Source organism: Acidovorax delafieldii, from assembly GCF_007993815.1.
Classification (GTDB): Bacteria; Pseudomonadota; Gammaproteobacteria; order Burkholderiales; family Burkholderiaceae_C; genus Acidovorax; species Acidovorax delafieldii.
In genome coordinates, this window is the sequence record NZ_VJWE01000017.1 from 154,600 (window position 1) to 167,378 (window position 12,779).

Below are 12,779 nucleotides of genomic sequence, written 5' to 3' on the forward strand. Positions count from 1 at the left end.
GTCTGCGGCGCGTTCAGGGCGTCTCGACCGCGAAGTCCAGGCCCGCATTCGCCTGCAGCCGCGCGATGAGCCAGTCGCCCATCGCTGGGGCCGTGGTCCAGATGCCGCCAGGTGTTTCCGTGGCTTCCTGCAGCAGGCATACCGCCGCTTCGGTGATCATCTTGGAGGTGGAGCCGTAGCCGGGGTCACGGTCGCCCTTCACGCCCACGCGCAGGGTGTTGCCTGCGGCGTCGGTGCCCAAAAACAGCACGTCATAAAAGCCGTTCTCGCGTTCCTCGCGCGAAGGGCCTTCGCCCGGCTTGGGGCCTTGGTCCGAACCCAGCGACTTGTCGCCCGCCACCGCGTTGGCGATGGCCTCGCCCTTTTCGCCGGGGCCGGTGATGAGCATTTCGTCGTAGACAAAGTCGGTGCCGTAGGCGTGCTGCAGCAGGAAGTTGGAGCGGTGCACGTTGCGCGTGTTGATGGCCGCCATCACGAACGGCGCGACCCAGACGCCATCGCCCAAAGCCTCGTCCACCATGGGCTTGTTGCCCGAGGGCTGGCGCGGGCCTTCAAACCCGGGGGTGAGCGAGAAGGGGTTTTTCAGCAGGTCCAGCACACCGGGCTGGGTGGCAGCGGCCGCCATGGTGGCCTTGAGGCTCGCGGCGGTGCCGCCCGAGAAGGTGCCCTTCATCTTGCGCACCCGGCCGCGCACGCGCGGGGCGGGGTGGCCGAAGCGGTGGCGGAATTCCTTTTGCAGCAGGAACACGCCCAGGTCGAACGGAATGGAGTCGAACCCGCACGAGAACACGATGCGCGCGCCGCTGGCTTTGGCGGCGGCTTCATGCGCGTCGATCATCTGGCGCATCCAGGCGGGCTCGCCACACAGGTCCACATAGTCCACCCCGGCCTTGGCGCAGGCGGCCACCAGTTCGTTGCCATACAGCTGGTAGGGGCCTACGGTGGTCAGCACCAGGCGCGTGGCGTCCATCAGCGCCTGTAGGCTGGCGGGGTCGCTGGTGTCGGTCACGACCAATGGGGTGTCGGCGGGGGCGCCCACTTCGTCGCGCACGGCGGCGAGTTTGTCGGCATTGCGGCCCCCCATGGCCCAGCGCAGGCCGCTGCCGGCGGGGTAGCGTTGCAGCAGATATTCGACCACCAGGCGGCCGGTGAAGCCGGTGGCGCCGTGGACGACGAGGTCAAAAGGTTTGGTCATGGTGGGGGCTCCGTCCGTCAGAAGTACAAGGTCCGGGGGCAGGCAGAAGTTGCCTTGCCCGGAGAGGCCGCCATTCTCTGTGGCCGTGCCTGCCGCCTCTGTCGCGCAGGTGCGTGGCGAGGGCCTCGTAGGGCCTGAACAACGGCTTGCACCGAATTTTCTGAGAAAAAGTACCGTAAAACGATACCGGATAGCCTGCGGGTGGCCACTGTTACGGTTCAATGCAGACACGCAAGTTACGTCTGGGCACCATTCGTTCCGTGTTCAACCAACGCCCTTCAGGGCGCCACATCAATGTCTTCTTCTCCCATCGTTGTTCAGCGTGACACCAAGGCCTGGCAGCTGCAGGTGTGGGTCTCGTTCGGCATCGCGGTTTTTCTGTGCGCCGTGGGCCTGGCGTGGCTGCCAGGCGAGCAGCTGGAGCAGGCGTTCATGGTGATGGGCTATGTGTTCTGTCTCTCGGCCGCGTTTGTGCTGGCCAAGTTTGTGCGGGACAACGAAAGCGCCTCGCGCCGTGGCGGTGGTGACACCCCTATGTGGAAGCTGGTGGTGTGGGGTGGCTTTGCGGTGGCCATGGGCCTCACCGGCTGGGGCCTGCTGAGCATGGACATCAACGTGACCTACAAGGCGTTCCTGGGCGTGAGCTGGCTGTACCTGATCACCACCGCCTTCACGCTGGCCAAGATGCTGCGCGACCGCCATGAGGCCGACCTGCTCGACGCCCGCCTGCAAGGCCGCCGCGAAGCTGCCCAGGCCGCTGCCCAGAACAGCAGCGTGAACTGAGCGCACCCGGTGTGCACAGGCGGCAACCCGCCGCCCTTCTGGATGAATTTCTGTCTGGTCTTTCGACCCGGTCTGTCCCGCACCTGGGTGTGTGGGCGGGCCGTACCCTGAGGAGTGAATGATGATGAATGCCATGTTTTCTTCGTGGGGCTCTGCCGCTCGCCTGCCCCGCGCTCTGCTGGCGGCTGGGGTGTTGTGCGCGGCCCTGGTGGCTGCTGCACCGGCCCGGGCCCAGAGCGAGGCTTCTGCCGCGCTGTCGCTCTTGCCCGTGGCCTCGGTGGTGGGCACGGCGTCAGTGGCCTCGGCGGCCGCCGGTGCGGTGGTGACGGTGCCGGCGGCGTTGTCGGTGGGCGGCGCGGTGCTGACGGTGCGGGCGGTGGAGGCCTCGGCCGTGGGTACGGTGTACCTGCTGGAGCGTGCATCGGATGGTGCCCAGGTGAGTGTGGAGGTGGTCGGCCGTGGTGCGGCGGGATCGGCCTACGCGGTGGGCACCGTGGTCACCTGCAGCGTGATCGGCACGGGCGTGATCCTGTCGGCGGCTGGCGAGGCCATTGCCTTTGTGCCCAACGCCATCGGCCGCGCCTTGCTGCACAACGAACGTCTTTGAGGAGCGGCACGATGGTGAAAACCCTGACCTTTGGCCGCAGCCCCGCGCAGCGCATCCCTGCCGTGGTGGGCATGGTGTTCCTCGCTGGGGTCGCGCTGCTGGCCGCCACGCCGGCCCACGCGGGCCGCTCGTGCGAGTCGCGCAAGCCCGTGCCCCCGCAGGTGATCGAGCGCGGCATGAAGCTGGCCGAACAAACCTCGGTAGCGCTGGATGCCGAGCACACCAAGTCGGGCGCACAGGTGGTGGTGCTGGCCCGTGCGGGGCAGGACCTCTCCAAATACGGTCTGCGCTATTCGCACTTCGGCTGGGCCTACAAGACGGCCGAAGGCCCGTGGCGCGTGGCGCACAAGCTCAACGAATGTGGCACGGCGGTGGGCCACCTGTACCGCCAGGGCCTGGGCGAATTCTTTCTGGACGACCTGTGGCGTTACGAGGCCGTGTACGCCGTCCCCACGCCCGAGGTGCAGCAGCGCCTGCTGGCCGTGTTGCAGGACAAGGGCCGCACCAAGGCGCTGCAGCACCCGCCCTACAGCATGGTCAGCTACGCGTGGGGCCGCAAATACCAGCAGTCCAACCAGTGGGCGCTGGAGACCCTGGCGATGGCCATGGAGCCCGCCACCGTGCGCTCGCGCGACCAGGCGCAGGCCTGGCTGCAGTTCAAGGGCTACGAGCCCACCACGCTCAGGCTGGGCCCGCTCACGCGCATGGGCGGGCGGGTGGGGTCGGCCAACATTGCGTTTGACGACCATCCCAACGAAAAACGGTTCTCGGACCGCATTGAGACCGTGACCGTCGATTCAGTCTTGGCCTGGATGCAGCGTACGCAGCTGGCAGCCGCCCCCGTGGTGCTGGCGATCAAAATTTGAATCAAAATGCCAGCAGGCGCAATCAATATATGCGCTGGTAGCTATAAAAAGAAGAGCATTTTCCGGTGCGCTGCAGGGTGCACCCAACCCCGGCGCCCGGCGCCACCGAGGAGAAGAACATGAGCAAGTCCCTGAGACTGTCCGAGAAATGGTTCCGCCGTGGCCTGTGGCTGGTGGCGCTGGTGTTTGCCAGTTTCCTCATCGGGCTGGGCGGCACCATCGTGGGCGATCTGCCCAAGGTCGAGACACCGCTGCGGGTGGACGACTTTCTGGACAAAGCCGCAGCCGACAAGCTGCGTGCCGAGGTCAAAACGGCGCGCCAGGCCGAACAGGACGCGCAGACCGCGCTGGAGCAGGCCCAGCTGCAGCGCAGCAAGGTGCGCAGCGAGGTGCAGGCCGAGCGAGAGAGCTTCAACAACTGGCTGTCCACGCGCAGCGCCACGCAGCGGGCCGACCAGGACCCCGAGGTGATCGCGCGCACCCAGGCGCTCGACGCCCTCAAGCTGGTGGAGCGCAAGGCCCAGCAGGCGGTGGAGACGCAGCAGCAGGCCGCCCTTGATGCCCGCCAGGCGGCAGCCGCCCGGCAGGAGCAGCTCAACCAGATGGAGTCCGACGGCTATGTGAAGCTCGGGGCCGAGCGCCGCAAGGTCGAGCTGCGCGTGTTCCTGTACCGCCTGGCCCTCACGCTGCCGCTGTTGGCCGCAGCCGGCTGGCTGTTCGTCAAGAAGCGCAAGAGCACCTACTGGCCGTTCGTGTGGGGTTTTATCTTCTTTGCGCTGTTTGCCTTCTTTGTGGAGCTGGTGCCCTACCTGCCGAGCTACGGCGGCTACGTGCGCTACGTGGTGGGCATTGCCGTGACGGCTGTGGTTGGGCGCTACGCCATCCAGGCGCTCAACCGCTATCTGGAGCGCCAGAAGCTGGCCGAGGCCTTGCCCGACCAGGAGCGCCGCAAGGAACTGAGCTACGACGTGGCCCTGGCCCGCCTGGCCAAGAGCGTGTGCCCCGGCTGCGAGCGGCCCGTGGACCTGAAAAACGAGAAGATCGATTTTTGTCCGCACTGCGGCATCGGCCTGTTCGACCACTGCGGCCACTGCAGCACCCGCAAGAGCGCGTTTGCACGGTTCTGCCATGCCTGTGGCACCGGGGCGGGCGTGAAACTGGCGCAGGAGTGAGGCGGGCCGCAGAGCGGCGCCGACAACGCTGACCTAGCCCACCATCACCCGGTTGCGCCCCTCGGCCTTTGCGCGGTACAGGGCCGTGTCGGCGGCCAGCAGCAGGGTGTCCATGTCGGCATCCGCACCCAGAGTGGCGCTGTGCACCAGGCCGATGCTGACGGTGGCCCGCTGGGGGCCGCCCTGCGTCGCATCCAGCGCCTGCCGCTCCACGGCGCTGCGCACCCTTTCTGCAATGGCCTGCGCCTCGGTGGGGGACACGCCGGGCAGCACGGCGGCAAACTCTTCGCCCCCCATGCGACCCAGCACGTCGTCGGCGCGCAGCGCGCGCGCCATGGTCTGCGCAATGCTGACCAGCAGTCGGTCGCCCGCGCCGTGTCCGTGCTGGTCGTTGACCTGCTTGAAGTGGTCCACGTCCACCATCATCACCGCCAGCCCGGTGGATTCACGCTGGTAGCGCTCCAGCAGGCGATCGCCCTGTTTGAGCAGCGCACGGCGGGCCAGCACGCCCGTCAGGTCGTCATGGCGCACGGCATGGTGCAGGCGCCGCAGGGCCTCCGCGCGCGCCGCGCTGGCACAGGCCACGGCCAGGGGCCCCAGGGCCAGGAGCGTGACGCCCACGCGCAGCGAGAACACATCGCCCGCATGGGCCGGTGTGAAATTGAGCACACCCGTAGCCACACCAGCCATGGTCCACAGGCACACCACCAGCGACAGCAGGCTGGAGGTGAAGGCGCTGTAGCTCAACGCACACCACAGCAACCCGGGCACGACAAAAGCCAGCATGCCGGGCCCGCCGATGAGCGTGCGGATGCCCTCGGCCAGCACCAGCGAACTGACGGGTGCGACGCGCCAGAACAGGGGGGTGTCCGGGGTGTGCGAGGGCGGGTCTGCCGCGCGCGGAGCGGCCAGCACCACGGGCACGATGAGCATGTAGTTCATCAGCTCGGTGCTGAACCACAGGGACAGCAGGTCCGTCCACGGGGAGTCGAAATACACCGGTGCCGCGCCGCAGCCTGCCAGCGCACCCACTGCGCTGGCAACCAGCGCTGCCAGCAGCAGGTACAGCGCCGCCACCGTGCGCTGCAGCCGCAGGATGGGCTCGTCCAGCCCCCGCAGCACCAGCCAGCCGGCGGTGGCGCCCAGCAGGTTGGCGGCGTTGAGCCACAGGGCCATGCCCCAGGCACTGCCGGTAGCCAGGTCGGCCGCTACATAGCCCACTGCCGCCGCCACCCAGGCGGGTGGCCGTGCCAGATGGGGGTAGCGCACCAGCAGCCCCAGCAGCAGTGCATTGGCAGGCCAGAACGCCGACAGAAAGCCGATGGGACGCGCAAAGATGCCCACCAGGCAGGCGGTGAAGATCAGCAGCGCCAGGGCGGCCCAGGCCACGGGCGGGGGAACGGTCCGGGCGGGGGCAAAGAGGCGGGGCAGGGTGGGCGGCATGTCGGCAGCGAAGGCGTGCGGGCCCCGATTGTCCCCGGTGTCAGGGCATGCCCAACAGCAGGGCCACCAATTCGCCCGTGCTGGTGGCCCCCAGCTTGCGCATGATCCGCCCCCGGTGGGCCTCCACCGTGCGGTGGCTGATGTGGAGGTGGCGGGCAATCTGCTTGCTGGTGGCACCGGTGACGATGTGCTGCGCCACCTCGCGCTCACGCACCGTGAGCGGGGTGCTGACCACCCGGCGGTGCGAGATGTCTTCAAACATCCACACCGCGCGCGCAAACGGTTGGGCGCGGTCCAGCGCACGGCCCACCACATGGCACCAGAACAGCGTGCCGTCCCGGCGGCGCATCACTCGCTCGTCGCTGTAGCTGCCGGTGTCCATCATGGCGGGCAGGCCCAGGTTGCCGGTGTGGGTGAATTCGTCCAGCGACGGATACAGCGGCGCCAGCGGCTGGCCCAGCAGCTCGGCCTGTTCGTAGCCAAACATGCGGGCAAAGGCGTCGTTGCAGATCTCGATGCAGCGTTCGCGCGTCACGCACATGCCAACGGGGGCCAGGTTGAAGGCCAGTTCCAGCGCTTCATTCAAGGGGGCTTGGCGGGCGGTAGGCATGGGGCGGGATTGTGCGGCAGGCCGGGATCAGGCCCGGCGCCCTGCGGCCACCACCACGCGGTTGCGGCCTGCGTGTTTGGCGTCGTACAGCGCCTGGTCGGCGGCGCCCAGCCATTCGGCCCAGTTGCCGCCGCCAGAGGTCACGCAGACCATGCCGATGCTCACGGTCACGGGAATGCCCTCCCCCGCTTCTGTGAGGCGGATGTTCTGCACCGCGCTGCACAGGCGCTGGGCCACGGCCGCCGCATGCTCTGCCGTTGCGTCGGGCAGGTACACCAGAAACTCTTCACCGCCCCAGCGGGCCAGCAGGTCCGACCCCCGCAACTCGCTGCCCAGGGCCTCGGCCGCTGCCCGCAGCACGCGGTCGCCCGCCGCATGGCCAAAGCGATCGTTGATGTGCTTGAAGTGGTCCAGGTCCAGCTGCGCGATGGCGCTACCCATTGGCAGCTGCGCTGGCAGCATGGACATGAGCCAGCGGCGGTTGCCGATGCCGGTGAGCGCGTCCGTCTGGGCCACCTTTTGCAGCCGCACCTCGGCCCGCTCGTTGGACAGGGACGACACCATGAGCGCTACGCCGAAGTGGCAGAACATCTGCGCGTAGAACGCACGGGCAAACCCCAGCGGGCTGGTGGCGTGCGTCGCGATGAGAAACAGCTGCAGTGCAAACAGGCCGGCACTGATTAGCAAAAGCCCGGCCAGCAACCCGCGCGAGGGCAGGGGCTCGGTGTGGCGGTCGCGCCAGACCTCGTGGGCCGCCGCCGCCAGTGCCAGCGCGGCCGTCAGGTGGAAGGCGCCCGCGCGCAGCAGGTTGTCGAGCGGAAACTGTGTGGCGATGCCCAGTGCCAGCCAGCCGCCCGGCACTGCCGCCAGCAGAGGCAACGAAACCCGCCGGCGCCCGCTCAGGGTCCGCACGCTGGCCCAGAACAGCGTGTAGCCCAGCGTGCCCAGCAGCAGGCTGGTGTGCGTCCACAGCCACTGGGGCAGCACCTGGTACTCGCCCTGGCCCGCCAGCTCGGCGCCGACGGCCAGAAGCAGGTAGGCCGCCGACAGCGGCCGGAGCCCTTGCGGACGGCAGGAATGCCGGCTGACATGGAAGATGCTCAGCGCGCCGGCGACCAAGGCGGTCTTGTAGAGCAGGAGGACGGTAGGGAGGTCAAGCTGTAAACCCATGGCGCTGCGTGGCGGTCGTGTGATGGCAGTTGTTGGAGCGGATCAGATCGGGTGGTCTCTGTCCCCCGTATGGTGGCCGAAAGAAGTGACAGGTGACAGATGCCAGCGCGGCGCAGGGTGGATGCCGGGGGGGGCTGGTCCTCAGCGCTGGCGCCACCGCTTCTTCCACTGCCGCTGGATCACCCGCGCCACGCGCCAGGCCCACGAGGCGCGGGCACGTTCCAGGACGGCATGCTTGAGCTGCATCCAGTGCGCGTGGGTCCAGGCAAACCAGCGCAATTGCATGAGCGCAGGCTGCGTGAGGGTGAACAGCCGCGCCACCACCGCCGTGCCCACCACCTTGGCCAACACGATCACCAGCATGCCCAGCACCACATGCCCGCGCCCGATGGCCCAGAGCGCCAGCAGCTTGATCGGCAGCAGCAAGGCCGTAGGCAACGCAAACAAGGCCACCGCAGCCCAGGGCGGCAGGGAGCGCACCCAGCCTTCGATCCAGCGCAGCCCCGGCCAGCGGCCGATGCGCGCCAGCAGGCGCTGCAGAGGCTCCCAGCCCCATTCCTCGAACAGGATCAGCAGCGCCAGCAGGCCGCTGCCAAGGCCAGTGAGGGCCCGCAGATGCCAGTGCAGCAGGTGACGCAGGAGTTTTGGAATGATTTTGGCCCGATGCGCTAGTGGATCATGCCTGAGGCGCTATGTAAAACATAGCAATCTGGCGGGAGGCATCTCCGCAGCTCACACGCCGCGCGCCCGGTTGGCCTTGAACTGTGCGCGGAACTGGGCGAAGGTGCCGGCCTCCAGCGACTCGCGCACCTCGCGCATCAGGTTCAGGTAGTAGTGCAGGTTGTGCACAGTGGTAAGCATGGGGCCCAGCATCTCGCCGCAGCGGTCCAGGTGGTGCAGGTAGGCACGTGAGAAGCCTTCGCGCCCGCCGTTGTCCCACGACACGCCCGAGCTGCCGGCGCAGGCGTAGCAGGTGCAGCTGGTGTCCATGGGCTTGTGGTCGGCCTTGTGGCGGGCGTTGCGGATCTTCAGGTCGCCAAAGCGCGTGAACATCGTGCCGTTGCGTGCGTTGCGGGTGGGCATCACGCAGTCGAACATGTCCACACCGTCGGCCACGCCCTGCACCAGGTCCTCGGGCGTGCCCACGCCCATCAGGTAGCGGGGCTTGTGTGCGGGCAGGCGGTGGGGCGTGTGGGCCATGATGTCCAGCATCTCGTCCTTGGGCTCGCCCACGCTCACGCCGCCCACGGCGTAGCCGGGGAAGTCCATCTCCACCAGGCGCTCCAGAGACTCCTGGCGCAGGTTCTTGAACATGCCGCCCTGCACGATGCCAAAGAGGGCGTTCGGGTTGTTCAGGCGGTGGAATTCGTCCTGGCTGCGTTTTGCCCAGCGCAGGCTCATTTCCATGCTTTTGCGCGCCTCGGCCTCGGTGGTCTTGTGGCCCTTGGTCTCGTACGGCGTGCACTCGTCGAGCTGCATCACGATGTCGGAGTTGAGCGTGGTCTGGATCTGCATGCTCACCTCGGGCGACATGAAGAGCTTGTCGCCATTCACGGGGCTGGCAAAGGTCACGCCCTCTTCGGTGATCTTGCGCATGGCGCCCAGGCTCCAGACCTGGAAACCTCCGGAGTCGGTGAGGATGGGCTTGTCCCACTTCTCAAAGCCGTGCAGGCCGCCAAAGCTCTGCATCACGTCGAGGCCCGGGCGCATCCACAGGTGGAAGGTGTTGCCCAAAATGATCTGCGCGCCCATGTCGTGCAGGCTGCGCGGCATGACGCCCTTGACGGTGCCATAGGTGCCCACGGGCATGAAGATGGGGGTCTGCACCACACCGTGGTTGAGCGTGAGCTGGCCACGGCGTGCGTGGCTGGAGGGGTCGGTTTTGAGGAGGTCGAACTGCAGCATGATGGGGCGCATTGTCCCAGACGGGCCGGGCTGACCTGCCGCAAGGGATTGGACTGGCGCTGGCCGATGGCGTCGCTACACTGGTCTGTACTCACTCAAGGAGAACCCCATGCTCAAGATCCTCATCGCCGTGGACGGCTCCGAACTCTCCCTGGATGGCGTGCACCACGCGCTGGCGCTGGTGCGCCAGGGGCTCCAGGCCACGATGGTGCTGGCCAACGTGCAGGAGCCCGCCACGCTGTACGAACTGGTGACCACCCGCGACCCCGACCTGATCGCCGCCGCCAGCCTGGAGGCGGGCCAGCATTTGATGGCGCCAGCGCGCGCGCTGCTCGATGCCGCCGGGGTGGCCTACGAAACCGATGTGGGCGTGGGCGATGTGGCGCACACGCTGGTGGACATGATCGAGCGCTCGGGCTGCGACATGGTCATCATCGGTGCCAAGGGGCAGGGCGCCATCACCAGCGCGCTGCTCGGGTCGGTGTCGCAGGAGGTGGCCCATGCCAGTCCGGTGCCGGTGACCATCGTCAAGCATGCCGAGGTGCAGGAGGGGGTGGACAGCGACGCGGTCGAGGACGCCGAAGCCTGACCCCTTTGGCGCCCGCCCTGATAGAAAAAGACAGGACAAAGGAAAAGGGCCGCTGTGCGCGGCCCCGATCGGAATGTGTGGGAGAGGTTGCCCGGATCAGGCCGCCTTGCGAAACGGCTCCGAGGGCCGCTGCAGCTTGCCATGGGGCAGGGTGGCCAGGCGCGAGAACATGCGGCGCACATAGCCGCGCACCCACAGGCATTTGTTGAGCTCGTCCACGGGCAGCGGGCCTGACACCACCACGATGTCGTTGGCCACGTCCTGTGCACCGGCAGCGCGCAGGCGGCGGCGCGTGTTGTTGGCCCAGGACTGGATGCGCGTGGGGCTGCCGTGCTGGTGCACCTCGCCCGTGTGCACATCGAACGCAATGGCCACCGTGTCGGTCTTGAGCTTGAAGCGGCGTTCACCCGTGACGGCGCTGGGCGCCTCGCGCATGTCATACAGGTAATAGCTGCCTGCCTTGAGCTGGTATTGCATGTCCATGGGTGTGTTCCTCTTTGTCGGCATTGTCGAGGGGCACGCGGCAGGCAATGGCAGGTAAAACGGTGGGAAAGGGGCTCTTATTGAGCGCCTCTCACAGGGGGCCACGCCGGTTTCTGTGCGCGTGCCATTGTGGCCGCGCGTCGGCGTCATCCGGAGAAACTTGAGGACGATGTCGTAACGAGTTGTGAGGGCCTTCGCCCCGCCTTGGGCTACTGCTGGCTGGTGCTTCGTCCAAGGCGTATGCAACTGGCGCGGCCCCAGGCGCGGGCAGCCAAGCAAGGGCCGCCCCGCAGCGAGGGCTGCGTCCCCCTGCCCACATCGCGTAGCGATGTGAGAGCGGGGGGAAGGCGCGCAGCGCCTCAGGGGGGTGTCTCTGCTAGAAATCCACCAGACTCAACCCCACACTGAACACAGTGCGCTTGCGGTTGTAGTCGATCATGCTGTCGCCGTAGCCGCTGAACAGCGAGGTGTGCAGGCGCAGGTTGCTCTTGCTGCCGAACAGGCCGGTGCCCAGGGCCTGCAGCCATTCCACACGCACCGAGCCCCGGTCACTGCTGGCCAGCGTGTGGCGCACCGTGGCGCCCAGGGTGTTGTCCTTGTTCACGTTCCACAGCAGCGACAGTTCGCCCCGGCCGATGTAGTCGCTGATGCCCGGGTTGTCGTCGCTGCCTGCGCTTTCGGGGATGCGCTTCCAGATGCGGGCGTTCACGCTGAAGCGGTTGTCCAGTTCGATGCCGGTCATCAGGTAGGCGCGGTTCCAGCTGCGCGACAGCGGCTTGCTCTGGCCGTTGGACTGGTGCACCAGGCCGATGCCGCTGTAGCGCCACTTCCAGCCAAACGGCAGTTGTGCCGTGGTGGGGTACACGTACATCAGCTCGGGCTCGTGGTCGGTGGCGCGGAAGGGGCGCGAGATCTCGGGGGTGAACAGCTGCCAGTACGACTGCTGCGTGTAGCCAAACCAGAGCGAGTCCTTGAGCGTGGGGTGGCCCTGGGTCAGCAGGCCCTGCGCAATCTTCGTGCGCACGGACAGCTGGATGCGGTTTTCGGTGCGGCGGTACGGGGTCGAGTCGGTGGCCGAGTTGCCGTCGGCATCCGACGCGGGCTGGCGGTTCACGCTGCTCGACGCCACCACCGACACCGTGATCGGGCGGTAGCCCCGGAAGCTGAACGTGCCGCAGTCCGTGCCCGTTTCCAGCTCCCAGAAGCGGGAGAGATCGCTGTACTGCGGGTCGCGGCAGCCTTCGGTGCGCGCCACGTCGATGATGCGGGTGGCAGGCAGCGTGGCGTCCACCGGCGGGGGCACGGCCGACGAAGAGCTTGCGCCGCTGGCACTGGCCGACGCCGAAGCAGCAGGGGCTTGCCAGGACTGCGCTCCTGCAGGAGCGGCCTGGGCCTGTTCGGCCGCCCAGGCGTCAAAGCAGGCCAGGCGCGCCTGGTTGTCGCTGGACAGGGCGGTGCAGCGGCGCAGGGCCGCGTCGGTCCCGGCGGATGCGGCAGGTGCTGATTGCGCAAAGGCCGCGCCGGCCGGGGCCAGGGCTGCGAGCAGCAAGGCCAGCGGGCGGTGCAGACGGGACGCGGGGGTACCCCGCGCAACGGCGCTCATTGCCAGGCCGCCTGTTTGCGCAGCACAAACGGTGCTGACGGCGTGGTGGGGGTGGGGTGGGCGTTGTTCCATGTTCCGCGTATTTCCTTGCCGCAACTTCCATCGACCACCTGGCCTGTCCAGGTGGCGCTGATGTTGGTGCCGTTGATCGATTCTTCCAGGGTCAGGTCGCCGCCGTCGACGTCACCACTGACCTGGGCCGTGGTGCCGCTGCGCACCACGGTGCCACGCACGCTCTGTGCCAGCTCGGGGTGCGGGCCCAGTTGCAGCGTGGCCGTGGTGGGCTTATCTCCCGGCGCAGGGGCCTGCAGCTCGGCGCGCCACTGGCCCTGTAGGTGTTGGTGATCCATCTC

Annotated in this window: 14 protein-coding genes; 5 read left to right on the forward strand and 9 right to left on the reverse strand. The window is 67.7% G+C overall.

Translation table 11 applies throughout. From position 1 onward, the window contains the following. Window positions 1-13 precede the first annotated feature (13 nt). Window positions 14-1,195 carry a saccharopine dehydrogenase family protein gene (locus tag ATF69_RS20255; RefSeq protein WP_146872080.1) on the reverse strand — a complete coding sequence of 394 codons (1,182 nt, stop codon included), beginning with the start codon at window positions 1,193-1,195 and terminating at the stop codon, window positions 14-16. A gap of 294 nt (window positions 1,196-1,489) precedes the next feature. On the opposite strand from ATF69_RS20255, the gene ATF69_RS20260 reads away from it, so the two are divergent. From ATF69_RS20260 to ATF69_RS20275, 4 genes are all read left to right on the forward strand, one after another. Next, window positions 1,490-1,978 carry a YiaA/YiaB family inner membrane protein gene (locus ATF69_RS20260; protein ID WP_056065512.1) on the forward strand — a complete coding sequence of 163 codons (489 nt, stop codon included), beginning with the start codon at window positions 1,490-1,492 and terminating at the stop codon, window positions 1,976-1,978. 133 nt (window positions 1,979-2,111) lie between these two features. Continuing rightward, window positions 2,112-2,585 carry a hypothetical protein gene (locus tag ATF69_RS20265; protein ID WP_146872143.1) on the forward strand — a complete coding sequence of 158 codons (474 nt, stop codon included), beginning with the start codon at window positions 2,112-2,114 and terminating at the stop codon, window positions 2,583-2,585. Between the two features lie 71 nt (window positions 2,586-2,656). After that, complete coding sequence (locus ATF69_RS20270; protein WP_146872144.1) at window positions 2,657-3,451, forward strand: DUF2145 domain-containing protein; 795 nt, start codon at window positions 2,657-2,659, stop codon at window positions 3,449-3,451. A 119-nt stretch (window positions 3,452-3,570) separates the two neighbouring features. After that, a complete protein-coding gene (locus ATF69_RS20275) occupies window positions 3,571-4,623 on the forward strand; it encodes a zinc ribbon domain-containing protein (RefSeq protein WP_056747930.1) in 1,053 nt (350 codons plus the stop codon). A gap of 33 nt (window positions 4,624-4,656) precedes the next feature. Here ATF69_RS20275 and ATF69_RS20280 read toward each other — a convergent pair whose 3' ends face one another. The 5 genes from ATF69_RS20280 to tgt all read right to left on the reverse strand — a co-directional run bounded on the left by ATF69_RS20280 (window position 4,657) and on the right by tgt (window position 9,751). Next, window positions 4,657-6,066, reverse strand: coding sequence for a GGDEF domain-containing protein (locus ATF69_RS20280; RefSeq protein ID WP_146872081.1), 1,410 nt, complete (start codon window positions 6,064-6,066; stop codon window positions 4,657-4,659). A 40-nt stretch (window positions 6,067-6,106) separates the two neighbouring features. Beyond that, window positions 6,107-6,676 carry a PAS and helix-turn-helix domain-containing protein gene (locus tag ATF69_RS20285; RefSeq protein WP_146872082.1) on the reverse strand — a complete coding sequence of 190 codons (570 nt, stop codon included), beginning with the start codon at window positions 6,674-6,676 and terminating at the stop codon, window positions 6,107-6,109. A 27-nt stretch (window positions 6,677-6,703) separates the two neighbouring features. Further along, entirely contained in the window at window positions 6,704-7,846 is a 1,143-nt protein-coding gene (locus ATF69_RS20290) for a GGDEF domain-containing protein (RefSeq protein WP_146872083.1), read from the reverse strand. 141 nt (window positions 7,847-7,987) lie between these two features. Beyond that, window positions 7,988-8,326, reverse strand: coding sequence for a hypothetical protein (locus ATF69_RS20295; protein ID WP_233250604.1), 339 nt, complete (start codon window positions 8,324-8,326; stop codon window positions 7,988-7,990). Window positions 8,327-8,578: 252 nt separating this feature from the next. After that, window positions 8,579-9,751, reverse strand: a complete 1,173-nt coding sequence (gene tgt / locus ATF69_RS20300) for a tRNA guanosine(34) transglycosylase Tgt (protein ID WP_056748090.1) — start codon at window positions 9,749-9,751, stop codon at window positions 8,579-8,581. Between the two features lie 109 nt (window positions 9,752-9,860). On the opposite strand from tgt, the gene ATF69_RS20305 reads away from it, so the two are divergent. Continuing rightward, window positions 9,861-10,340: a universal stress protein gene (locus ATF69_RS20305; RefSeq protein WP_056065531.1), complete on the forward strand. Its 480-nt coding sequence runs from the start codon at window positions 9,861-9,863 to the stop codon at window positions 10,338-10,340. 96 nt (window positions 10,341-10,436) lie between these two features. Here the strand turns inward: ATF69_RS20305 and ATF69_RS20310 are convergent, their stop codons facing one another. The 3 genes from ATF69_RS20310 to ATF69_RS20325 form a co-directional block, all read right to left on the reverse strand. Continuing rightward, window positions 10,437-10,823: a hypothetical protein gene (locus ATF69_RS20310; RefSeq protein ID WP_056065534.1), complete on the reverse strand. Its 387-nt coding sequence runs from the start codon at window positions 10,821-10,823 to the stop codon at window positions 10,437-10,439. A gap of 376 nt (window positions 10,824-11,199) precedes the next feature. Then, window positions 11,200-12,426 carry a phospholipase A gene (locus ATF69_RS20320; RefSeq protein ID WP_056747935.1) on the reverse strand — a complete coding sequence of 409 codons (1,227 nt, stop codon included), beginning with the start codon at window positions 12,424-12,426 and terminating at the stop codon, window positions 11,200-11,202. Beyond that, window positions 12,423-12,776 carry a hypothetical protein gene (locus tag ATF69_RS20325; RefSeq protein WP_235510738.1) on the reverse strand — a complete coding sequence of 118 codons (354 nt, stop codon included), beginning with the start codon at window positions 12,774-12,776 and terminating at the stop codon, window positions 12,423-12,425. Before ATF69_RS20325 ends, ATF69_RS20320 begins: the two co-directional genes overlap by 4 nt. Between the last annotated feature and the right edge of the window lie 3 nt (window positions 12,777-12,779).